This is a genomic window from Vibrio sp. QJM3NY_15 (assembly GCF_057785995.1).
Map to the genome: position 1 here is coordinate 3,073,343 of NZ_CM173517.1, position 24,128 is coordinate 3,097,470.

Consider the following 24,128-nt stretch of genomic DNA (forward strand, 5'->3'; position numbering starts at 1 on the left):
TGCCAGTCTTATGCGTATTGCGGGTTAGTTTTTTCAGTGTCGATATCGAACTTAGCAATTGCTTCAGCAACAACAGACTTCTCGATATCACCACGTTTAGCCAGTTCAGTTAGAGCTGCAACTACGATGTAGCCAGCGTTAACTTCGAAGTGACGACGTAGGTTTGCACGGCTGTCAGAGCGGCCGAAACCATCTGTACCAAGTACTTTGTAAGACTCAGTTGGCATGTACGCACGTACTTGCTCAGCGTAGTTCTTCATGTAGTCAGTCACTGCAATTGCAGGTTCTTTACCAAGAACAGTTGTGATGTACGGTACTTTCTCTTCAGCTTCTGGGTGAAGCATGTTGTCACGCTCTACCGCTTGGCCGTCACGAGTTAGTTCGTTGAACGACGTTACAGAGAATACGTCAGATGCTACGCCATACTCTTCGCTTAGAATTTCAGCGGCTTTACGCGCTTCGTTCATGATAGTACCAGAGCTCATTAGTTGAACTTTGCCCTTAGCACCAGCGTGAGATTCAAGCTTGTAGATACCCTTACGAATGCCTTCTTCAGCGCCTTCTGGCATTGCTGGCATTGCGTAGTTCTCGTTCATTACTGTTAGGTAGTAGTAAACGTTCTCTTGGTTCTCACCGTACATGCGACGGATACCGTCTTGCATGATAACCGCTAGCTCGTAAGCAAACGTTGGGTCGTAAGAGATACAGTTAGGGATCGTGTTCGCTTGAATGTGCGAGTGACCATCTTCGTGCTGTAGACCCTCACCATTCAGTGTTGTACGACCTGCAGTAGCACCTAGTAGGAAGCCACGAGCTTGTTGGTCGCCTGCTAACCAAGCCATGTCGCCAATACGTTGGAAACCGAACATTGAGTAGTAGATGTAGAACGGGATCATTGGTAGATCGTTTGTGCTGTATGAAGTTGCAGCGGCAACCCATGAAGCCATAGAACCTAGTTCGTTGATACCTTCTTGAAGAACTTGACCAGACGTTGCTTCTTTGTAGTAAGAAACGATGCCTTTATCTTCAGGTGTGTATTCTTGACCGTGTGGGTTGTAGATACCAACCTGACGGAATAGACCTTCCATACCGAATGTACGAGCTTCATCACAGATGATAGGAACGATGTTCTTACCAATGTTCTTATCTTTAAGAAGGATGTTTAGCGTACGTACATAAGCCATAGTTGTAGAGATATCACGCTTCTGCTCACCTAGTAGAGGTGCGAATGCGTCTAGCTCAGGAACCTTGAACTCTTGAGTAAACTTAGGAAGACGTGCAGGTGTGTAACCGTGTAGAGCGTTACGACGAGCGTGCATGTATTCGTATTCAGCAGAACCTTCTTCCAGTTTTAGGTATGGAAGTTCAGCGATTTTCTCATCTGATAGTAGGTCTTCTAGGCCTAGGCGATCACGCAGGTGTTGAACATGAGTCATGTCCATTTTCTTAACACCGTGTGCAATGTTCTTACCTTCAGCTGCGTCACCCATGCCGTAACCTTTAACAGTCTTAGCTAGGATTACAGTTGGCTTACCGTTTGTTTCTTTTGCATTGTTGAATGCAGCAAACAGTTTAGAAGAATCGTGACCACCACGCTTAAGAGCGAAGATTTCGTCATCAGTCATGTCTGCAACTAGTGCAGCTGTTTCTGGGTACTTACCAAAGAAGTGCTCACGTACGTATGCGCCATCTTTAGATTTGAATGTCTGGTAGTCACCATCGATAGTTTCGTTCATTAGTTGAAGAAGCTTACCAGTCGTGTCTTTAGCCAGTAGAGAATCCCAGTTGCTACCCCAGATAACTTTAACAACGTTCCAACCTGCGCCTTTGAATAGGCCTTCAAGTTCTTGAATGATGCTGCCGTTACCCATTACAGGGCCATCTAGACGCTGTAGGTTACAGTTGATTAGGAAACATAGGTTGTCTAGCTTCTCACGCGCAGCGAAAGAGATAGCACCACGTGATTCTGGCTCATCCATCTCACCGTCACCTAGGAACGCGTATACGCGTTGCGCTGAAGTTTCTTTCAGGCCACGGCCGTCTAGGTACTTAAGGAAGCGCGCTTGGTAGATCGCAGAGATTGGACCAAGACCCATAGATACAGTAGGGAACTGCCAGAACTCAGGCATCAGTTTCGGGTGCGGGTAAGAAGGGATACCTTTACCATCAACTTCTTGACGGAAGTTATCTAGCTGTTCTTCAGTTAGACGACCTTCAACGAATGCACGAGAGTAGATACCTGGAGAGATGTGACCTTGGTAATAAACTAGATCGCCACCGTCTGTCTCATTTGGAGCACGGAAGAAGTGGTTGAAACATACTTCGTAGAACGCTGCAGCTGACTGGTAAGAAGCCATGTGACCACCAAGGTCTAGGTCTTTCTTAGAAGCACGCAATACGATCATGATTGCGTTCCAGCGAATAATCGAACGAATACGACGCTCAAGAGTTACGTCACCAGGGTAAGCTGGCTCTTGTGCTGCTGGAATTGTGTTGATGTAGTTCGTGTTGATGCCTGTAGCCATATCAACACCATCTAAACGCGCTTTATCTAGAACTTGTTCTAGTAAAAACTGTGCACGTTCTACACCTTCTTCACGTACTACTGACTCAAGAGCTTCTAACCAATCTTGAGTTTCCAGAGCATCAACGTCATGCTTCATGTCAGACATGGCGATCTATCCTTTTTGTTAGTTGGATTCTACTAAACACGTAAAAAGCCGAAGTATTACGGCTATTTACCCTGTTGGATTCGACGTAAAGAACGTTCGCGGCGCGATTCTTCTTTGGTCAAATCCATCAATGTTTCTTCGATGTAAGCTAAATGAGAGTGTGACATTTCACGAGCCTGTTCTGGCTGTCCTGAAACGATCGCATCCACAATGTTAGCTCGATGTATACTCACTTTCTCCACAACGTCTTTACGACGATGCAACAGCTTTAAATTTTCTAAGACGTTTTGTTCGAGTAACGGAGCCAAGCTACGAACAATGTGCAATAACACCACATTGTGTGCTGCCTCTGTTAAAGCAATAAGAAAAGCCATCACCGCTGCAGATTCGGCTTCAATATCACCTTTATCTTGCGCACCGCGAATTTTTTCTTGGCATGCTTGAATTCGAGCAAAGTCTTCATCAGTGCCACGCAATGCCGCGAAGTAAGCCGAAATCCCTTCCATCGCATGACGCGATTCCAACAAGTCTAGTTGGGTTTCAGAATGGGAGGACAACAAATTAAGCAAAGGATCTGAAAAGCTTTTCCAGATATTTTCACTAACAAACGTACCTCCACCTTGACGGCGAGTAAGCAAGCGTTTTGCTTCTAAACGTTGTATCGCTTCTCGGATTGAAGGACGAGACACATCGAACTGTTTCGCCAGTTCGCGCTCAGGCGGCAGCTGCTGCCCTGGAGCCAGTGTTCCTTCCACTATCAACCTTTCTAACTCTTGTTCGATAACGTCCGAGAGTTTTGGCTGACGAATCCTTTGATAAGCCATAGTTTGTTGTTCTTCTTTTTCTTCGCTGACAATTGGTAATACCAATTTTAAGTTGGGCAGAAATTAACATAATTAAAACGCCACTGTCCAGTCTAAAGTTGACCTGCATCATAGAACGCAGTGTGAATTAACCACGATTTAACAAATGAAATTTAAAACAGCAACCAAATTGGTCTTACCATTTACAGGGGTAATACTTTTGGGGAGTATTCGTGCTAGAAAGTTTCAGGATAAAAATGAATTGTTTCAGAAAGATTAGCGCCACTTGATTAAAAATCGAACCAAGTGCACATTAGAGGCAGAAATCCTGTTCATAAGTCTTAACATTAGAGCGTTTGATAAGCTCGTCACACTCTCGATTTATTGATGCTCACCGCCCGACCACTTCCTTTACAAAAGCACAACAAAAATTCACAAACAGTTATGCTCATCATTGATTATCTAGAGCCCTTCAATGAGCAAAGCCTTATTATGAATTCGAATTTATAAGCTCAGTTGACCTTGATATTTCTTCCAATCAAAAACCAAACCGGGGTCAGTTTTTCGTAGCGGGGCGATGTATTGATGGCCAGTGATACGCTGACGCGTAATCTGCGGGAACGTCGACATCAATGTATTCGTCAATTGAGTCAAAGATTGATATTGCTGCTCGGTATAAGCAACAAAGTCACTGCCTTCCAATTCAATGCCAATAGAGTAGTCATTACATCTTTCACGGCCAGCGAAGCTCGATTGACCCGCATGCCAAGCTCGATCTAAGAAAGAAACGAACTGCACCACTTCCCCATCGCGACGAATCAAGCAATGTGCCGAGACGCCCATTTGGTGAATCACCTTAAAAAATGGATGATCAGCGGGGTCGAGTTTTCCCGTAAAAAACTGTTCGATGTAAGGCCCACCAAATTGACCCGGTGGTAAACTGATGTTGTGGACCACCAGCAAAGAGATATCGCCCCCCTTTGGCCTTACATCAAAATAAGGGGAAGGAACATGCCGAGCGTTGTCGTACCATCCGTTGGAGCTGATCGTCATCTTAGTCTCACTTTCTTTTCTGCTAGCATAATAAGATGTGACCTTGCCCATAGAGCAGTCGCGCTAGCCTCTTTAATTTGAAGTTAAGCAAGAGTATCATTCCATTCCCACTCCCTTTCAAGATTAGATTTGCGATGAAAAACACACATAACAGCCACCAACGCCTTGATTACTTAAAAGAGCAACTGCCGCTAGAGATCACTCGCTCAGTGGCTGAGACCATCAAAGAAGATCTAGGCGGAACGTTAGATCCAGCGGCTGATATCACGGCAAGTCTAATCCCAGCAGACGCAATCAACAGCGCAACCATCATTACGCGTGAGCACGGTGTGTTCTGCGGTAAAGCTTGGGCTGATGAAGTGTTTAAACAGTTGGGTGGTGAAGTCACTATCGAGTGGAACGTAGAAGATGGCGACAAAGTTGAACCAAACCAAACGCTTTGCTCATTAACGGGTCCAGCTCGTGCACTGTTAACCGGTGAGCGTAATGCAATGAACTTTATTCAAACGCTATCGGGTTGTGCGACTACAACAGCGATCTACGCAGACAAAGTTAAGCACACAGAATGCCGCCTGTTAGACACGCGTAAAACAATTCCAGGCCTTCGCAGCGCACTAAAATACGCTGTTGCTTGTGGTGGCGGTTTCAACCACCGTATTGGCGTTTTTGATGCTTACCTAATCAAAGAAAACCACATCATCGCATGTGGTGGTATTGAGAAAGCGATCTCGACAGCAAAAGAGCTTAATCCAGGTAAACCTGTAGAAGTAGAAACAGAGAGCCTAGCAGAGCTAGAGCAAGCGATCAGTGCTGGCGCAGACATCATTATGCTAGACAACTTCACCACAGACATGATGCGTGAAGCGGTTAAGATCAACGCTGGCCGTGCAGCATTAGAAAACTCAGGTAACGTTACTTTAGACACGATCGCAGAATTCGCTGAAACGGGCGTTGATTACATCTCTGTTGGTGCACTCACTAAGCACTTAAAAGCGATGGATTTATCAATGAGATTCAAAGCTTAATCTATTGAAATATAAATAACTTATTCATAAAGGCACTGTTAACTACCGTGCCTTTTTTATTGCCTAATTTATCAGTATTTCAATCACTTATTTAAGTTGATCGCATAAATTTGCGTGCCATATGAAACACCACACTAATAAATACGAAACCACTCGCGACCACACTTGAATACCATTCCACTTGCCTATTCCGACTTCTATTCTCTCAATCAACCAGTGCCTGCACTGAAACAAACTAAATAATGGAATAGAACAATGAATAACAAAAGTAAAAGAACAAATCAGAAAGGTTTCACGCTGATTGAATTGATGATTGTAGTGGCGATTATTGGCGCTCTATCAGCGATCGCGATACCCGCATACAAAGATTACGTAGCAAAAAGTGAAGTTGCAGCAGCAGTAGCAACTATGAAAGCTTTACTCACGCCGGCAGAACTAACCTATCAAGAAAAAGGGAAATTAGCAGCTAACACTGATTTAGGTGATTTGGGCATCTCCGCAGGTTCTAATGTATTAGGAACTATTAGTGTACCAACCGACAACGATATTAAATTCTTGTTCGGTTCAAAAAGTGCGATATCCAACGCCTACATCACATACTCTAGAACCGACACTGGCTGGACATGTGCTGTAGTCTCTGGTGGCGTAAGTAGCTTACCAACAATTGATAGTTGCTCATAAGTGCTAACCAACCTCCCAACCGTTCTTCGTCAGGCAGGATTCCTTAGCCTGAGTCAAGAGCAAACCGTTGCGGAACATGTACATGCTTCAGGTGTCTCTACGCCTGAAGCTTTGCTCGTTCTAGACATCTTCACCGGCGAGAGTCTCGCACATAACATTCAGACCATCTTCGGCTTGCAGTTGGTACGACTCGCCAATACAGACTATGAAGCTTTATGCGAACAATTAGGGCTTCGCGAACTGATCACCAAGTATCGCGCTATTCCAATTTCAGTTTCTAGCTCAAATCTTACACTCGCCTCGGCCGACCCAACCGACTTACAGGCTGAAGACGATTTCCGCTTTGCCACGGGATTACAGATCGAATTAGTTGTCGCTAACTACTCTGAACTAGAAGGCGCAATACGAAAGCTGTATGGACGCTCTATTTCTGGGCAAGACTCCAAGCGTAAAGAGATCACCCAAGATGAACTCGCCAACCTAGTTGAAGTCTCTGACGATGAGATGACTTCAATTGAAGACCTCAGCCAAGACGACTCCCCTGTCAGCCGTTTTATCAATCAAATACTGGTTGATGCGGTGCGTAAAGGCGCTTCCGATATCCACTTCGAACCTTATGAAGAAAACTATCGTGTCCGCTTACGTTGCGATGGCATCCTTGTTGAAATACAACAGCCCGCTTCCCACCTAAGTCGCCGTTTATCGGCTCGTTTAAAGATCCTCGCCAAACTTGATATCGCCGAACGCCGCTTGCCTCAAGATGGTCGTATTAAATTGCGGTTAAACGATCAACTCTCGATCGATATGCGAGTATCGACGCTACCGACATTGTGGGGAGAAAAGATCGTACTGCGCCTTCTAGACAGCAGCGCTGCCAATTTAGATATCGATAAGTTAGGTTACAGCGAAGATCAAAAAGCACTCTATCTCAATGCATTGAAACGCCCGCAAGGGATGATCTTAATGACAGGCCCAACAGGCAGTGGTAAAACCGTTTCTCTCTACACAGGCCTTCGAGTGCTTAACACCACTGAGCGCAACATCTCAACAGCCGAAGATCCGGTCGAGATCAATCTATATGGTATCAATCAAGTTCAAGTCGCACCCAAAATCGGTTTTGGGTTTGCTGAAGCATTGCGATCATTTTTACGACAAGACCCCGATGTGGTAATGGTCGGGGAGATCCGCGATTTAGAAACCGCAGAGATCGCGATCAAAGCATCGCAAACCGGACACCTAGTGCTTTCAACCCTCCACACCAACTCCGCCGCAGAAACCGTGACTCGACTCGCTCATATGGGCATTGAACCCTTTAATCTTGCTTCATCATTAAGCCTGATTATCGCCCAACGACTGGCAAGACGACTATGCAACCACTGTAAAGCCGCTGACGACTCTCCGGACATATTTCTGCGTCACTCTATCCCTAACAATCAAACGATCTACAAAGCCAATCCTCAGGGGTGTAATGAGTGTAATCAGGGATACTCTGGGCGAGTGGGCATCTATGAAGTTATGCCGTTTAGCGACCAACTGAAAAGCAGCCTGATCGACAAACCGAATGCGTTAACTATTGAAAACTTGGCGCGCCGAGAAGGCATGCGAACACTGCAAGAATCAGGACTAGATAAATTGCTGGAAGGCACCACCAGCTACCAAGAACTACAACGTGTTCTGTACCTATAATTCACGGAGCGAAAATGAGTAGTAAAAACAAACAATCACAACTAAAAAACTACCATTGGAAGGGAATAAACAGCTCCGGAAAGAAAGTATCAGGGCAGACCTTAGCCTTAACGGAATTAGAGGTACGAGAAAAGCTCAAAGACCAGCATATCCAAATAAAGAAAATCAAAAAGAAGAGCATCTCAGCACTGACTCGTTTAACGCACCGAGTTAAGGCCAAAGACATAACAGTACTGACTCGACAGCTCGCGACGATGTTGGCAACCGGTGTCCCTATCGTGCAGGCCATCAAGTTAGTCTCAGACAACCATCGCAAAGCTGAAATGAAGTCTATCTTGTCGCACATCTGTAAAGGCGTGGAAGCAGGCACTCCGATTTCAAAAGCCATGCGCACCGCAAGCCGTCACTTTGATGAACTGTATACCGACTTAGTTGCGACGGGAGAACTCTCAGGAAACCTAGCGCAAGTGTTTGAACGTTTAGCGACATACCGTGAAAAGAGTGAGCAACTAAAGTCTAAGGTTATAAAGGCTCTCATCTACCCAGCAATGGTTGTAGCGGTCGCCCTTACCGTTTCCTATTTAATGCTGACCATGGTCATCCCTGAATTTGAATCTATGTTTTCTGGTTTCGGCGCAGACTTACCTTGGTTCACTCAACAAGTGCTTTATCTTTCCCATTGGATGCAGGCCTACAGTTTCTATACTGCTATCGGTATTGGTTTATTAATTCTATCTATTCAGCAATTACGTCAAAGATCTTACTCGATTCGACTTTCAACCAGTCGTCTTGGTTTACGCTTTCCTATCTTGGGTGCTGTCATCACTAAGGCATCAATTGCAAAGTTCAGCCGGACGCTCTCAACCAGTTTTAGTTCTGGGATTCCCATCTTAACGAGCCTAAAAACCACAGCGAAAACGGCGGGTAATCTGCATTATGAAGCGGCAATCATCGAGGTTCACCGTGAGACTGCCGCAGGCATGCCGATGTACATTGCAATGCGCAATACCAACGCCTTTCCTGAGATGGTTTTACAGATGGTGATGATTGGAGAAGAGTCAGGAAACCTCGATGATATGCTCAATAAAATCGCTTCCATTTACGAGTTCGAAGTAGACAACACCGTCGATAATCTAGGTAAAATTCTCGAACCGCTGATTATTGTCTTTTTGGGTACGGTTGTTGGTGGCCTTGTTGTCGCGATGTACTTACCGATCTTTAATCTTATGAGTGTGTTAGGATAGCCAAAAGCAACTAAACACCCATGAGTAGCCAATCTCTACTCATATAGATCAAGTGGTAAAAGGACACTATGGAAGTATTTCACTACTATCCTTGGCTATTCCCCGTATTAGCTTTCATTTTTAGCCTTCTTATCGGCAGTTTTCTCAACGTCGTCATACACCGTTTACCGATTATGATGGAACGAGAATGGCAGCAAGAGTGCTCGGAGTATTTCTCTCAATATAAAATTCCAGCGCCAGAGGGAAAGTTTAATCTCAGCATTCCTCGCTCTACCTGCCCAAAATGCAAAACCCAATTAAGGGTAATCGACAATATTCCGGTATTAAGCTGGTTGTTCTTAAAAGGCAAATGCCATAGCTGTGCTAACCCAATCAGTGCTCGCTACCCTTTGGTCGAACTGCTTACCGCAATCCTTTGTACCGTAGTCGCTAGCCATTTTGGTTTCAGTTATTACGCCAACGCTCTGATCTTTTTCACGTTTGCGTTGATTACCGCAACCTTTATCGATCTCGATACCATGCTGCTCCCTGATCAAATCACCTTACCTTTAGTTTGGTCTGGTATCGCTTTAGCTCTGTTTAACGTCAGTCCAGTATCGCTTCAAGATTCAGTGATTGGTGCAATGGCTGGCTACCTAGCCTTGTGGTCGGTTTATTGGCTGTTCAAGCTACTAACAGGCAAAGAAGGCATGGGTTATGGTGATTTCAAACTTCTGGCTGCGCTTGGTGCATGGCTTGGCTGGCAACACCTACCAATGATCATTCTTTTGTCGTCGCTGGTCGGTTTGGTTTTCGGCTTGATTCAACTTCGCTTGAAACAACAAGGCATAGATAAAGCCTTCCCATTTGGCCCATACCTCGCGATTGCTGGTTGGGTAAGCCTATTGTGGGGCAATGACATCATGGGTTGGTATTTCACTTCTGTGCTAGGGATTTAATCATGGCAATCATTATCGGATTAAGTGGTGGGATCGCCAGTGGCAAAACCACGGTAGCCAACCTATTCCATGAGCATTTCAATATTGATATTGTCGATGCTGATATCGTGGCACGCGAAGTGGTGGCATTGGGCAGTGAAGGTCTAAAACAGATTGCTACTCATTTTGGTGAAGAGGTATTGCTTGAAGATGGAGCGCTAAACCGAGCTAAACTGCGCGAAGTGATCTTCACTGATCCCACAGAAAAACAATGGCTCAATGAACTGCTTCACCCAATGATCCGCGACAAAATTGACAGTGACCTGTCTAAAGTCACATCCCCTTATGCTTTATTAGTCGCACCGCTATTGGTTGAAAACCAAATGCAAGGTATGGCCGATCGCGTTTTAATCGTTGATGTGCCAACAGAAGTGCAAATAGAACGCACAATGAGTCGTGACAATGTTTCAAAAGAACAGGTTACAGCAATTTTAAAATCACAAGCTTCAAGAGAACAGCGCTTGGCGGTTGCAGATGACGTGATTAAAAACCATACTAAAAACCAAGAACTTTTGCCTCAAATCACAGATTTACATCAAAAGTATCTGGCAATCAGTACAGTAGATGGGTCAGAATAGAACTATGTTGAATGAAGGTTTGCTTGATGATCACCCATAAATTTGAACATCCTCTAAATGAGAAAACAAGAATCTACTTAAGAGTTGAATCACTCTTGAGGCAGCTCCACCTGTCTTCTACATTTTCTGATGCTCAACAGTATCAACTCTTTTTCCGTTCAATCTTTGATCTGATTGAAATATTCGAACAGATCCAGCTTAAGAGTGAACTGGCGAAAGACATTGAGAAACAGCGTGTAACCTACAAGAGTTGGTTAGATGTTGAAGGTGTCGATCAAGAGATGTTAACGTCATTACTTAATGATATTGGCAACATCTATCGCGAACTGATGCAGGCCGAACGTTTTGGGCAATCCCTAAAAGAAGACCGCTTCCTGAGTGCGATTCGTCAACGCTTTAATTTACCCGGTGGTTCGTGCTGCTTTGATTTACCCGCACTGCATTATTGGCTGCACCTGCCTCTCGATAAAAAAATGAGAGATGCCAAAACATGGATGGACAGCCTACAACCGCTGTATGAAGCGCTGACACTGTGGTTAAAGCTCACCAGAGAGACTGGTCACTTTAAAGAGCAAATTGCTCGTGCTGGCTTCTTCCAGAGTGATGCTGATGAAGCAAACATCCTTCGCCTTTCTATTCCAATGCAATACGGCGCCTACCCGATGATCTCAGGTCATAAGAACCGTTTTGCAGTTAAGTTCATGAGCTTTGAAACAGGCCAAGCCTGTACTCAAGATATCGAATTTGAATTGGCGATCTGCACCTAATTAATTTCCTTTTATAGTTTGGCTTGAGTCCTCACTCGAGCCTAAACTCAGTATTATTACACCTTCAAATTAAGAATCACTATGTCGAAAAAAATCACCATCGTAAAATGCCCTCAATGTAATACCGACGTTGAATGGGGCGAACAAAGCCCACATCGCCCGTTTTGCAGCAAGCAATGTCAGATGATTGATTTCGGTGAATGGGCAGACGAAGAGAACAGCATCGCTGGCGCACCAGACATGTCAGATAGCGATGGTTGGTCGGAAGACCCGCATTAATCGAGTAACGAGTAACGAGTAACGAGTAACGAGTAACGAGTAACGAGTAACGAGTAACGAGTAACGAGTAACGAGTAACGAGTAACGAGTAAATTTTGAAGGGTTGACGTTTTGCGTCAATCCTTTTTTATTGCCGGTAAATGGTATAAGTAGAGATTCCTTACTCCTTCCTTCGTCAGTCTAGGGAATGACGGTTATTGTCCCTACGGGATTCTATTAGCCACAGCTTTCCTACTGAACCTCCACCTCAATAAGTCTTCATCATCCAATGCCAGATTCCGGTTAACCATTCGTCATTATCAAGAGTGAGGAACGAACGAGTTGGGAATCTAATGGTTTCGAACTAAATCATATACCTAGCTCTGAGGCAGATTTCCGACGATATGCTCACGCATGACACTCTTCTCGATATCCGCCCCAAGAGCGAGAAACGAGCGAGTTGGGGATCTCTTACCTGTAAAACTCTAAATAGCAGGTACAAAAAAGCGGAGCCAAATGGCTCCGCTTTTATCGATAGAATGCAAAAAGAATTACTTCTTAGTAAGCTTCTCTTTAATACGAGCTGACTTACCAGAACGCTCACGTAGGTAGTACAACTTGGCACGACGTACTGCACCACGGCGTTTAACTTCGATGCTATCAACCATTGGAGAGTGAGTTTGGAACGCACGCTCTACGCCTTCACCGTTCGAGATCTTACGAACTGTGAATGCAGAGTGTAGACCACGGTTACGAATAGCGATTACAACGCCTTCGAAAGCCTGTAGACGCTCACGGTCACCTTCTTTTACCTTAACCTTAACTACAACAGTGTCACCTGGTGCGAATTTAGGAAGGTCTGATTTTAGTTGCTCTTCTTCAAGAGCCTTGATGATGTTGCTCATTTGTATAAATTCCTAGAATAAACTGATACTAAATTTAATAGGTTACTGCTTGCTTTTCGTTAAGAGCGTTGCTCTTTAATGAATTCAGCCAGTAATTGTTCCTGTTCGTCAGTCAGAGCTAGGTTTTCCAGGAGTTCTGGTCTTCTTAGCCAAGTTCGGCCCAACGATTGTTTCAATCGCCAGCGACGAATGTCCTTATGGTTTCCAGACTTGAGTACCAAAGGTACATCTTTATCGTCTAGCACCTCAGGGCGCGTATAATGGGGACAATCTAGCAAACCATTTGCAAAAGAATCTTCTTCTGCTGATGCGAAATCTCCAAGTACACCCGGAACAAACCGAGAGACTGAATCAATCAACGTCATGGCTGGCAGTTCACCACCCGTCATCACAAAATCTCCAATCGACCATTCTTCGTCGACTTCAGATTGAATGATGCGCTCATCTACCCCTTCATAGCGACCACAAATAAGAAGCAAGTTCTCGTTTGTTGCCAGCTCTTCAACACCTTGCTGGTCGAGTTTACGACCTTGAGGTGAAAGGTAGATAACCTTCGTCTTTCCCGGTGCTGCCTGTTTGGCTGTTTGGATAGCGTCGCGCAAAGGCTGAACCATCATTAACATGCCAGGACCACCACCGTAAGGTCTGTCATCAACAGTGCGATGTTTATCATGAGTGAAATCACGAGGATTCCATGTCTCAATAGATAAAAGACCTTTTTTAACCGCTTGACCTGTTACTCCAAAATCAGTAACAGAACGGAACATTTCAGGAAAAAGGCTAATAATGCCAACCCACATGTGTTCTCTCGCTCTGTAATTTGGAGTTAGAATCCAGGATCCCAGTCAACTTCGATCCGGCGAGCTTCGCGATCAACTTTCTTGATCACTTGCTCTTCAAGGTACGGGATTAACCGTTCCTTTTGGCCAAAAGCATCTTTAAGATTTGCTTTGATTACTAGAACATCGTTCGAGCCAGTTTCTAATAGGTCAGTGACCTCACCAAGGTTGTAACCTTTAGTGGTAAAAACTTGCATACCGAACAATTCGCGCCAGTAGAATTCATCTTCTGACAATTCAGGTAATGAAGCAGGGTCAATAGCAATTTCAAAGTTGGTCATCAGTTGCGCGTCTTCACGTACATCTAATCCCGCTAGCTTACATACATAGCCTTGGCCATGACGTTTCCAGCTTTCAACTTTATACTCAACCCACTCGCCCTTTAGCTTTAAATACCAAGGACTGTAATCAAATATGCTTTCAGCATTGTCTGTGTAGGAGAACACTTTAAGCCAGCCACGAATACCATAGGTAGACCCAAGTTTACCCATAACAATTCTTTCGTTTTGCTCGCTCATCGTTTCTTTACCCTTCATCGACATAAGCTATTTCTCTTTTTAAAAAAGAATTAAGCCGCTTTTTGAGCGTCTTTAACTAGCTTAGCTACGCGGTCAGATAGAGATGCGCCTTGACCAACCCAGTGGTTAACACGATCTAGGTCTAGACGTAGACCTTCTTCTTGACCTTGAGCAGTAGGGTTAAAGAAACCTACTTTCTCGATGAAACGGCCAGTTACAGAGTTACGGCTATCCGCAACTACGATTTGATAAAATGGGCGCTTCTTTGCACCGTGACGTGCCAAACGAATGGTTACCATGTCGTCCTCTTTGCTTTCTTAATAAAATAATTAACCCCAAGTATAAGTAAATAGCTTGGGGTCTCGTGCCAAATTAAAGCCCCGGAATTTTACTCTTATTCCGGTGCAATGCAAGGGCTTTAGCTATTTTTTCACCAACATAGCCGCCGTACACTTTCTGTGACACGGCTAACACTATGAAAAGTAACGTAGCTAAAGCTTACATTTGTAGATTATCGACCAAACGGGTTAAAACCACCACCCATTCCGCCCATACCTCCACCGCCGCCCATCATGCCCTGCATGTTGCGCATCATGCCTTTCATTCCACCCTTCTGCATTTTCTTCATCATCTTCTGCATTTGAGTGAACTGCTTCAGCATACGGTTTACATCTTGTACTTGAGTGCCAGAACCTGCAGCAATACGCTTCTTGCGTGAGCCTTTTATTAGGTCAGGACGCTGACGCTCTTTCATTGTCATAGAGTTGATGATCGCTTCCATTTGCTTGAACATCTTGTCATCAACTTTATCTTTTACGTTATCCGGTAGCTGAGACATGCCTGGAAGCTTATCCATCATGCCCATCATTCCGCCCATGTTCTGCATTTGTCCTAGCTGTTCACGGAAGTCTTCAAGGTCAAAGCCTTTCTTCTCTTTGAACTTCTTAGCCAGTTTCTCTGCTTTCTCGGTATCAACGTTTTTCTGTAGGTCTTCAATAAGAGACAGTACGTCGCCCATACCAAGGATACGAGAAGCAACACGATCTGGGTGGAACGGTTCTAGTGCGTCAGTTTTCTCACCAACACCCAAGAATTTAATCGGTTTACCTGTGATATGACGAACAGACAGTGCAGCACCACCACGCGCATCACCGTCCACTTTCGTTAAGATAACACCGGTAAGTGGTAGCGTATCGCCAAAGGCTTTTGCAGTGTTCGCAGCATCTTGACCTGTCATTGCATCAACAACAAACAGTGTCTCTACTGGGTTAATTGCAGTATGAAGCTCTTTGATCTCGCCCATCATCTCTTCATCGATAGCCAAACGACCGGCAGTATCGACAATTAGCACGTCGTAGAATTTCTTCTTCGCATGGTCGATTGCAGCGTTTGCAATATCAAGAGGCTTTTGGTCAGCTGAAGATGGGAAGAAGTCGACACCAACATCGCTTGCTAAGGTTTCAAGCTGTTTGATCGCCGCTGGACGGTAAACGTCGGCAGACACAACCAAAACTTTCTTCTTATCACGCTCAGTCAGGAGCTTAGATAACTTACCTACCGAGGTGGTTTTACCCGCACCTTGTAGACCCGCCATTAAGATTACTGCTGGCGGTTGTGCTGCTAGGTCAAGAGCCTCGTTAGACTCGCCCATCACAGCTTCAAGTTCAGCTTGAACGATCTTAATGAATTCTTGGCCAGGTGTTAGAGATTTAGAGACCTCAACACCCACAGCGCCTTCTTTTACGCGCTTAACAAAATCACGGACAACTGGCAGTGCAACGTCGGCTTCAAGTAGCGCCATACGTACTTCACGCAGCGTCTCTTTAATATTGTCTTCGGTCAGGCGACCTTTACCGCTGATATTCTTCAGCGTTTTGGATAGACGATCCGTTAAATTATCAAACATAGTTTTCTCTTCGCTCAATCCTGCGACTATTACTGTGAGTATACATTAGCGTGGATTAGAGTCATACCCGTTGTAGAGCGTTAATCATCCACGCTTGTGATGTGAGACATTGTTCCCTTGGAATTGAGTGAGGTTCACCATAGCCCCAAAGAGCGATGCAAGGTATAATTCGTCAATTAGTAATCATTTAAATGGATACCATGGACAGTCTTATTGCGATCGCAGCAGCCTTTCTTTATACAATGGCGATTTCCACGATCATTCCAGGTCTCGTGCACCAAACAGGAATCCGTGTAAAAACGGTGTTTATCAGCGCATTACTTGCTTTAGCTTTCCATGCTTGGTTGCTTGGCGATTTAATCTTTAATGCCAGTGGCCAAAACCTCAGTATCTTGAACGTTGCTTCATTGATCAGTTTAATCATCTCTTTGGTCATGAGCGGTGCTATGCTCAAAACCCGATTGTGGTTCATCTTGCCCGTCGTTTATAGCTTCGCTGCGCTTAACTTGATGGCTGCCACTTTTCTTCCGAGCACTTTCATCAAACATCTAGAGAATGACCCAAAACTGCTTGTGCACATCTCTTTGGCGCTCTTCTCATACGCGACACTGACTATCGGCGCGCTATACGCTCTGCAACTCGCGTGGCTCGATCACAAACTTAAAAAGAAAAAAGCGTTAGTAATAAACCCTAACCTACCTCCATTAATGATGGTGGAAAGACAACTTTTCAAGATCATTCTTATCGGTAATGGTTTATTAACCGGTACCTTGCTGACTGGCCTTATCTTCGTACAAGATATGTTTGCTCAAGGAAAGGCGCACAAAGCTGTGTTGTCTTTTATTGCTTGGGTTATCTACTCCATCCTTCTTTGGGGTCATTATCAAAAAGGTTGGCGTGGACAGAAAGTCACTTGGTTCGCCCTTGCGGGTGCCAGCATGCTCACACTAGCCTACTTCGGTAGCCGCTTCGTTCAGGAAATCATCCTGAATTAGTCTGTAAAATAAAGGCAAGGTCTCACACACCTTGCCTTTAAAATATTGAGTCCGTTAGATTCAATTGACATCTCGACCATGTTCGGTCATAAATTAATCAAGATACACAAATAGGAAAAGAATAGTTTTGGACGACATATCAACGGGTATCTTATTTGCGCTACTCGCGTGTCTCATCGTAATTTCAGGTTATTTCTCTGGTTCTGAAACGGGCATGATGTCCCTGAACCGCTACCGTTTAAAGCACTTAGCCAGTACGGGCCATAAAGGTGCCAAACGCGTAGAAAAACTTCTGAGTCGCCCAGACAGATTGATCGGCCTCATTCTCATCGGCAACAATCTCGTCAACATTCTTGCATCTGCGATCGCTACGATTCTTGGTATGCGTATCTATGGGGATATCGGTGTTGCAATCGCAACCGGAGCCCTGACCCTAGTGATCCTCGTATTTGCTGAGGTTACCCCAAAAACCATCGCCTCACTTTTCCCAGAACGAGTGTCTTACGCCAGCAGTATTCTATTAATGATACTGATGAAGGTGCTGTCGCCACTGGTTATCTTGGTTAACTTTATTACTAACGGCTTCATTCGTATCTTAGGTGTCAAAGCCAGCCATGATGCGACCGACCATTTGAGTTCCGAAGAGCTAAGAACGGTAGTAAATGAAGCGGGAACCCTGATACCTCAGCGTCACCAAGATATGTTGGTGTCGATTCTAGATTTAGAGCACGTCACCGTGAACGACATCATGGTGCCACGTAATGAGATCACCGGCATCGACATCAATGATGATTGGAAGTCTATCGTCCGTCAGCTCACACACTCTCCTCATGGTCGTGTAGTTCTGTATCGTGACCAAATAGATGAAGTGGTTGGTATGCTGAGGCTGCGTGAAGCTTATCGCTTGATGCTTGAAAAGAATGAATTCAATAAAGAGACATTGTTGCGTGCCGCAGATGAAATCTACTTTATTCCTGAAGCGACGCCACTCAACATTCAACTGCTTAAATTCCAACGCAACAAACAACGTATTGGTTTGATCGTCGATGAATATGGCGATATCAATGGTTTGGTTACGCTAGAAGATATTCTTGAAGAGATCGTGGGCGAATTTACGACCTCTATCGCACCGAGCTTATCTGAAGAGATCACGCCGCAAAGCGATGGTAGCTTCTTGATTGAAGGCAGCGCTAATATCCGAGATATCAACAAAGGTTTGCAATGGACATTGCCTACTGACGGTCCAAGAACACTCAATGGCCTGATATTAGAACATCTAGAGGATATCCCAGAAAGTCACCTTAGTGTTGAGGTTGCCAGCCATCCGATGGAAATCGTTGAACTCGAAGAAAACCGCATCAAGCTAGTACGTGTATTTCCACAGGTCGCTAACGGATAATCACTACTCGACGAAAAACAAAAGGCCCGGTTCATTGAACCGGGCCTTTTAGTATCTAACTCGCCCTATCTAGGGTGGCTATCAATGACTAGTCGATTTTAAGCTCTTGAAGCATCGACTCTGGCAGTGCGAGTTCATCATTTTTGTTTACAGAGATACCAGCAGCGATGATCGCGTTGGCGATATCTTTCGCTTCATCCAAAGAGTGCATTGCCGCAGTACCACATTGGTATTCGTTCAGCTCAGGGATCTTATTTTGATTCTCAACTTTCAGCACATCTTGCATAGCCGCTAACCAACCGTCTGCCACTTGCTGCTCTGAAGGCGTACCAATCAAGCTCATGTAGAAACCAGTACGGCACCCCATCGGTGAAATATCAATGATTTCCACATCTGAACCATTCAGTTGATTACGCATAAATCCTGCGTACAGGTGCTCTAGAGTATGGATACCTTTTTCAGATAGGATATCTTTATTTGGTGCCGTAAAACGCAGGTCAAATACCGTGATGGTATCCCCTTTTGGGGTTTGCATTGTTTTAGCTACACGAACGGCAGGGGCGTTCATGCGCGTATGATCAACAGTGAAACTATCTAATAAAGGCATTGCTATTCTCCGTGACGGTTGGCTTTAGAAAAACCAACTTCTATTGTCTTCTAGTTCTTTACGGCACTGTTTCAGCTGCCATCCATAATCTTTTGCTTGCTGCTCGACTTTGCGCGCCACCTTAATCAACGATGGTTTGCTATTGTATGACTTGCGCTTATAACCACCACGACCTTCATGATAAGCCAAGTACTGGTTATATGGGTCCCATAGTGAAACCCCTAACTGACGACGCGTTTCGCTGGTGTACCAACCGATGAACATCAGTGCATCATCAAAACTGGTTCTTGAGCCACCGTTATTCGTCGCCTTTTGGAAGTCTTCCCAAGCAGGGTCTTGAGCTTGCGCATAACCGTAGGCACTGCTCACACGGCCCCACGGAATAAAGCCAAGAATGTAATCTTTAGGCGGGCGCGCATCATGACGATAGCTACTCTCTTGTTTCACAAAAGCCATCGCTACGTTGATCGGCGTGCCCCACTCTTCTTGCATATCGAGTGCATCTTCATACCACGAAGGGTGCTCTCTGAAGATGCTGCACAAGTTATCTTGCTGCTTTGGCGGTGGCGTTGCACATCCAACCAATAGGCTAGAGACAACACCAACAGTCACTACAGGCAACCATTTTCCACTTACGCGTTTAGGCTTGCCTAATAAGGCTTGCTTCCTTTCCACCAAAGTCTCGCTATGCTTTTAAATACGAAAAATAATCCGTTAAGAAGCTATCAAAATCTTGAGTGCTTGCTTCTTCACTTTGTTGTTGAGCGATCATTGAGCGCTGAACTTCCGCTTCCATCAACTCAGCTGAGTAAACTTTATATTGATGCGCTTTGTGTTGTTGAGCGTAGGTTTTTCCTAGCGCGCAGCCAACTTTACCCAAACCACCTAATCTCTTGGTCTCTTCAAGTAGCTGACCAGAAATCGTTAATTCTGGGTTATCGATCCAAGCTTCAAGCGTATCACACGTTTCTTGGTATGCACGGCCGCCTTGTTCAGCGTCCATCATCTCAGCAATAGAGCGTAGGTCTTTAAAGACGCGCTTCGCCCAGTCTTGTAGAGACAGTCTTTCGCCATGACAACCAATTTTGAGCTCTAAACCAACCTGACGACCTTCTAAGATCACCTTGTTCCAGTTATCGCGCCAGCATTCAAGTTCGCAGTTATCCATCTCAGCAGAGTCGGTTAACACACTCCAAGTTAGGAATAAATCTAAGAAGCGAACTTGTTGCTCATTGATACCAATTGAGCTGAATGGGTTTACGTCTAGAGAGCGAACCTCGATGTACTCGACACCAGCACGAGCTAGTGCTTCAGATGGCTTCTCACCACTTTTAGCAACACGCTTAGGACGAATTGGCGCATAAAGCTCGTTCTCGATTTGAAGAACATTACTATTCAACTGACGGTATTCACCATCAACTTTAGTACCGATTTCGGCAAACTCTTCCGATGGAGTACGAATCGCTTGGTTCAATCCCTCTAGGTACTGGTCTAGGCTATTAAAGCCGATTTTCAATACACTTTGAGCACTGTTGGTGTAACCAAGATCGCTCAGACGTAGTGCCGTTGCTTTTGGTAGATACAGCGTCTCACCAATCTTTTCAAAAGGTAGCTTTGTCTCTCTTCCTTTGATGAAAGAAGGACATAGTGCAGGTGAAGCACCGAAGAAATAAGGAATTAACCAACCAAAACGGTAGTAATTACGAATCAAACCAAAGTAAGCATCGGACTTAGATTCACAACGTGCTTCTTCGGTTTGCTCTCCAAACAGGCTATCCCAAAAACTATCCGGGAAAGAGAAGTTGAAGTGAACACCTGAAATAATCTGCATCAGGCTGCCGTAACGACGTTTTAGGCCTTCACGATATAGCGTCTTCATCTTGCCGTTGTTAGAGGTGCCGTATTGCGCTAACTGAATGTAATCTTCACTGCCTACATAACAAGGCATAGAAAGCGGCCACATCTTTTCGCCATCTAACTTGGTTTGTGTGAAGTGATGGATATCAGATAACTGATTCAAAAGCGTCGGAACGTCGTTAGAAACAGGCGTAATAAACTCCAGTAGCGACTCAGAAAAATCGGTCGTTACCCATCCGTTCATCAACGCAGATCCCAAAGCCTTTGGGTGCGGCCCAGTCGCAAGATGCCCATCTTCCGTGTAGCGTAACGTTTCCCTTTCAACACCACGACCAAATTGAGAGAAGGTCTTAGGGTTGGTTGCAACTTGCTTTAGTCGCGCAGCAAAATCAGTCAAAATTCAGTTCACTTATCTTATATCGTTCTGATTAGAACTATCATAAATTAGGTCGGAGGAGAAAAATAGAGTCTTTTCCCTCCCCCTTTAATGTGTACTCTAACGAATGATTTCAAGCTCTTCTATTGGAATATCTAACTTTTCTAGTTGAGGACGAAGCGAAGCCGCGTCGCCAACAACTATTATTTGATAATCATTCGGGTCAAACCATTTCTTAGATAGCTCGTTTAACGTCTCTTTTGAGACCGTTTCAACTATCTGATTACGTTGTTGCAGGTAATCTTCGTCAAGGCTCAGCGCAACAATATTACTTAACAACCCAGCCTTTTGACTTGGTGTTTCGTATTTAAGCGCATCTTGTTGACCGACGGCAAGGCGCATAAATTTCACCTCTTCGTCAGTTAATCCACTTTGACTAAATTCATTTAGCTCAGAGATAAACTCTTGAATCGATGGAACCGTCGCATTGGCTCTCACTTGAGCACTAAATACTACCGCACCAGTTTCACGCGTACTCGCGAAGTAACCGCTCGCACCGTAAGTGTAGGCTTTGTCCTCACGTAGATTCTGGTTGATACGGCTATTGAAGTTACCCGCTAAGTTAAAGTTAGCCAACTGGCTCAAATACAACTCACCCGTCGCATCAAAAGGTAGACCTTTACGCACCAGACGAACAATACTTTGTGGCGCACCTGGTTTATCTACTAAGTACAGATGCTGTCCTGAAAGCTCTTTGATGATCTGCGGGCGCGTTAGTGGTGCCGCATCGCCTTGCCACTGTTCAAAGAATTGTAGCTGTTTCCCCACCTCTTTCTTCGAGATGTCTCCCACAACAACAATATTGGCACCTTCTGGTGTGTAATGTTGACCATAGAATTTTTTTACATCATCTAAGGTCAGTTGCGATAGAGACGCTTTCGTACCATCGCTGGCTCGAGCAAAAATACTGTCACCAAATAGCACTTCACGGGTTGCTTGAGAAGCCATCCAGCTTGGTTGTTGATGCTGATAGACAACACCTTCAAGCATTTGCTTCTTCACGCGTTCGAAGTCTTGCTCATCAAACTTAGGCTCAAACAGAACCTCTTGTACGATCGCTAAGGTTTGAGGCAGGTTTTTCTCTAACGTTGAAATCGAGATATCCGTGGTATAACTTCCAGCGCTAATGCTGACACTGCTACCTAGCTTATCTAAGGTCGCCTGTAACTCTTCAACCGTTCGTTTCGTCGACCCTTCTTCCATCATAGAAGCCGTTAAGTTCGCTAAGCCTTCTTGCCCTTTACGAACATAGCGTTCGCCTGCAGGCAGTTGAATTTGTAGCTGTACTGTTGGCGTTTCACTGGTCACGGTACCAATCAAGTCAGTGCCATTCGCAAAGTGCATGCGATACAGCTCAGGCATGGTCGCTTCAACACCAAAGTTCACTTCTGGCATCACGCTGCGATCAAATGTGTTCGGTGCTTTTCTGAAATCAAGCTGATCCTCAGTGACCTTAGCGTATTCAGGTAACGTGCGATCTGGAGTGGTGAATGTAGCTTCACGAACCGCGAGATCGAGCTGCTTCTTAGGAACAACACTCAAGGTAACCTTATGCTTACCCTCAATAAATTCTTGGTAGGCTTTACTGACGCTTTCGGGTGTTACCGCTCGGATTTGATCGAGTTGCGATTCAATACGGTCAGGTTGACCATAGAAGGTCTGATTCGAAGCCAGTTGTGAAACTTTCCCTTTGACACTTTGCAGAGCGAAAACCGCATCCGCTTCAGCCATACCGGTGATTTGGTCTAAGCGCTCTTGTTCCACACCCTCTTTAGAGAACTGTTCTAAGGTATCCATCAACTCTTTGTTAAGAACCGTCAAATCCCCTTTTTTACCAGAGTCGCCCATCGCATAAACATACATGGTACAAGCCAATTCTGCACAGTCATGGAATGAACCTGCACTCACCGCTTTTTGCGTCTTAACCAAGTTTTGGTATAGGTAACTGTTGGTACCAGAACCTAAAACGTTAGACAGTGCATTTAACGAAGCTTGTGTTTCTTCACCACGATATGTTGTTGGCCAACCGACCAGTACCATCGGCTGACGAATATTATCTTTTAAGGTGATGTACTTATCTTCAGTCAGCACCGCAGGTTGTTTCTCAGCAGCCTTAACTTCAGGGCCTTGAGGGATTGGACCAAAGTACTTGTTAACCCACTCTAGTGTGTCATCAACATCGATATCACCACCGATAGTCAACACCGCATTATTTGGGCCATACCAGCGTAGGAAGAAGGCTTTAAGATCATTCACATCCACGCGGTCTAAGTCTTCAACATAACCGATTGGTTGCCACGAGTATGGGTGGCCTTCAGGATAAAGCGCTTCACCCATGCGTTCCCACATCAAGCCGTAAGGACGGTTTTCGTAGCTTTGAGCTCGCTCGTTCTTAACCGTGCCTCTTTGAACTTCAAATTTCTTCTGAGAAACCGCATCCAACAAGAAGCCCATGCGGTCTGATTCCAGCCACAGCATTTTCTCAAGTTGGTTAGATGGAACGGTTTCAAAGTAGTTGGTGCGGTCACGGTTGGTGGTGCCGTTTAACGAGCCACCAGCCTCGGTAATGATCTTGAAGTGCTGTTGGTCACCGACGTTTTCAGAACCTTGGAACATCATGTGCTCAAAGAAGTGAGCAAAGCCTGACTTACCAATCTGCTCACGAGCAGAACCTACGTGATAAGTGACATCAACATGCACCAGTGGATCGGAATCATCAGGAGAAAGAATAACGGTCAAGCCATTTTCAAGCTGATATTTCGCATACGGAATCACGACTTTATCTTTAGAAGGCTTAACTTCTTCTAATAAGGTGACACCTTCAGGTAGCGAAGAAAAGAAGGGTGTTGAGCTAGGTACATTGTAAGAACAGCCAGCGATGGCGATAAGAGAAAATGTACCAAGTAAAACCTTTTTCATAGG

22 protein-coding genes are annotated in these 24,128 nt (G+C 44.9%); 10 read left to right on the plus strand and 12 right to left on the minus strand.

Going from position 1 to position 24,128, the window contains the following annotated elements; translation table 11 throughout:
• Window positions 1–8 precede the first annotated feature (8 nt).
• From aceE to ampD, 3 genes are all read right to left on the minus strand, one after another.
• Window positions 9–2,672, minus strand: a complete 2,664-nt coding sequence (gene aceE / locus AC3CKG_RS13600) for a pyruvate dehydrogenase (acetyl-transferring), homodimeric type (protein WP_017108719.1) — start codon at window positions 2,670–2,672, stop codon at window positions 9–11.
• A gap of 62 nt (window positions 2,673–2,734) precedes the next feature.
• The gene (gene pdhR / locus AC3CKG_RS13605; protein WP_009847596.1) at window positions 2,735–3,496 is read right to left on the minus strand and encodes a pyruvate dehydrogenase complex transcriptional repressor PdhR; all 762 of its coding nucleotides are present in this window, start codon (window positions 3,494–3,496) and stop codon (window positions 2,735–2,737) included.
• Between the two features lie 483 nt (window positions 3,497–3,979).
• The gene (gene ampD, locus AC3CKG_RS13610; RefSeq protein ID WP_488528480.1) at window positions 3,980–4,579 is read right to left on the minus strand and encodes a 1,6-anhydro-N-acetylmuramyl-L-alanine amidase AmpD; all 600 of its coding nucleotides are present in this window, start codon (window positions 4,577–4,579) and stop codon (window positions 3,980–3,982) included.
• A gap of 83 nt (window positions 4,580–4,662) precedes the next feature.
• On the opposite strand from ampD, the gene nadC reads away from it, so the two are divergent.
• The 8 genes from nadC to yacG all read left to right on the plus strand — a co-directional run bounded on the left by nadC (window position 4,663) and on the right by yacG (window position 11,765).
• Window positions 4,663–5,553: a carboxylating nicotinate-nucleotide diphosphorylase gene (nadC, locus tag AC3CKG_RS13615; protein ID WP_017079961.1), complete on the plus strand. Its 891-nt coding sequence runs from the start codon at window positions 4,663–4,665 to the stop codon at window positions 5,551–5,553.
• 255 nt (window positions 5,554–5,808) lie between these two features.
• Window positions 5,809–6,234: a pilin gene (locus AC3CKG_RS13620; protein ID WP_488528481.1), complete on the plus strand. Its 426-nt coding sequence runs from the start codon at window positions 5,809–5,811 to the stop codon at window positions 6,232–6,234.
• Window positions 6,235–7,920 carry a type IV-A pilus assembly ATPase PilB gene (gene pilB, locus AC3CKG_RS13625; protein WP_488528482.1) on the plus strand — a complete coding sequence of 562 codons (1,686 nt, stop codon included), beginning with the start codon at window positions 6,235–6,237 and terminating at the stop codon, window positions 7,918–7,920.
• 14 nt (window positions 7,921–7,934) lie between these two features.
• Window positions 7,935–9,164, plus strand: coding sequence for a type II secretion system F family protein (locus AC3CKG_RS13630; RefSeq protein WP_488528483.1), 1,230 nt, complete (start codon window positions 7,935–7,937; stop codon window positions 9,162–9,164).
• Window positions 9,165–9,232: 68 nt separating this feature from the next.
• Entirely contained in the window at window positions 9,233–10,102 is an 870-nt protein-coding gene (locus tag AC3CKG_RS13635; RefSeq protein WP_488528484.1) for a prepilin peptidase, read from the plus strand.
• Between the two features lie 2 nt (window positions 10,103–10,104).
• Complete coding sequence (gene coaE / locus AC3CKG_RS13640) at window positions 10,105–10,719, plus strand: dephospho-CoA kinase (RefSeq protein WP_065110801.1); 615 nt, start codon at window positions 10,105–10,107, stop codon at window positions 10,717–10,719.
• A 26-nt stretch (window positions 10,720–10,745) separates the two neighbouring features.
• On the plus strand, window positions 10,746–11,486 hold the full coding sequence (gene zapD, locus AC3CKG_RS13645) for a cell division protein ZapD (RefSeq protein ID WP_076672270.1): 741 nt from the start codon (window positions 10,746–10,748) through the stop codon (window positions 11,484–11,486).
• Between the two features lie 81 nt (window positions 11,487–11,567).
• Window positions 11,568–11,765, plus strand: coding sequence for a DNA gyrase inhibitor YacG (yacG, locus tag AC3CKG_RS13650; RefSeq protein WP_017056605.1), 198 nt, complete (start codon window positions 11,568–11,570; stop codon window positions 11,763–11,765).
• 530 nt (window positions 11,766–12,295) lie between these two features.
• Here the strand turns inward: yacG and rplS are convergent.
• The 5 genes from rplS to ffh form a co-directional block, all read right to left on the minus strand.
• Window positions 12,296–12,649: a 50S ribosomal protein L19 gene (gene rplS / locus AC3CKG_RS13655; RefSeq protein ID WP_009847607.1), complete on the minus strand. Its 354-nt coding sequence runs from the start codon at window positions 12,647–12,649 to the stop codon at window positions 12,296–12,298.
• Between the two features lie 59 nt (window positions 12,650–12,708).
• The gene (trmD, locus tag AC3CKG_RS13660) at window positions 12,709–13,449 is read right to left on the minus strand and encodes a tRNA (guanosine(37)-N1)-methyltransferase TrmD (protein WP_488528485.1); all 741 of its coding nucleotides are present in this window, start codon (window positions 13,447–13,449) and stop codon (window positions 12,709–12,711) included.
• A gap of 26 nt (window positions 13,450–13,475) precedes the next feature.
• A complete protein-coding gene (rimM, locus tag AC3CKG_RS13665; protein WP_009847609.1) occupies window positions 13,476–14,030 on the minus strand; it encodes a ribosome maturation factor RimM in 555 nt (184 codons plus the stop codon).
• Window positions 14,031–14,056: 26 nt separating this feature from the next.
• A complete protein-coding gene (rpsP, locus tag AC3CKG_RS13670) occupies window positions 14,057–14,305 on the minus strand; it encodes a 30S ribosomal protein S16 (protein WP_004735508.1) in 249 nt (82 codons plus the stop codon).
• A 212-nt stretch (window positions 14,306–14,517) separates the two neighbouring features.
• Window positions 14,518–15,912 carry a signal recognition particle protein gene (gene ffh, locus AC3CKG_RS13675; protein WP_029223244.1) on the minus strand — a complete coding sequence of 465 codons (1,395 nt, stop codon included), beginning with the start codon at window positions 15,910–15,912 and terminating at the stop codon, window positions 14,518–14,520.
• Window positions 15,913–16,112: 200 nt separating this feature from the next.
• On the opposite strand from ffh, the gene AC3CKG_RS13680 reads away from it, so the two are divergent.
• Together AC3CKG_RS13680 and AC3CKG_RS13685 are read left to right on the plus strand one after the other, a co-directional pair.
• Complete coding sequence (locus AC3CKG_RS13680; RefSeq protein ID WP_029223243.1) at window positions 16,113–16,907, plus strand: cytochrome C assembly family protein; 795 nt, start codon at window positions 16,113–16,115, stop codon at window positions 16,905–16,907.
• Window positions 16,908–17,034: 127 nt separating this feature from the next.
• A complete protein-coding gene (locus AC3CKG_RS13685; protein ID WP_017108711.1) occupies window positions 17,035–18,306 on the plus strand; it encodes an HlyC/CorC family transporter in 1,272 nt (423 codons plus the stop codon).
• Window positions 18,307–18,394: 88 nt separating this feature from the next.
• On the opposite strand, the gene luxS is transcribed toward AC3CKG_RS13685, so the two are convergent.
• The 4 genes from luxS to AC3CKG_RS13705 form a co-directional block, all read right to left on the minus strand.
• On the minus strand, window positions 18,395–18,913 hold the full coding sequence (gene luxS / locus AC3CKG_RS13690) for an S-ribosylhomocysteine lyase (protein WP_017079953.1): 519 nt from the start codon (window positions 18,911–18,913) through the stop codon (window positions 18,395–18,397).
• A 24-nt stretch (window positions 18,914–18,937) separates the two neighbouring features.
• A complete protein-coding gene (locus tag AC3CKG_RS13695; protein WP_428781900.1) occupies window positions 18,938–19,588 on the minus strand; it encodes a transglycosylase SLT domain-containing protein in 651 nt (216 codons plus the stop codon).
• A 10-nt stretch (window positions 19,589–19,598) separates the two neighbouring features.
• Window positions 19,599–21,167 (minus strand): glutamate--cysteine ligase, encoded by a 1,569-nt coding sequence (gene gshA, locus AC3CKG_RS13700; RefSeq protein WP_029223242.1) that lies wholly within the window; start codon window positions 21,165–21,167, stop codon window positions 19,599–19,601.
• Window positions 21,168–21,266: 99 nt separating this feature from the next.
• Window positions 21,267–24,125 (minus strand): M16 family metallopeptidase, encoded by a 2,859-nt coding sequence (locus tag AC3CKG_RS13705; RefSeq protein WP_488528486.1) that lies wholly within the window; start codon window positions 24,123–24,125, stop codon window positions 21,267–21,269.
• Between the last annotated feature and the right edge of the window lie 3 nt (window positions 24,126–24,128).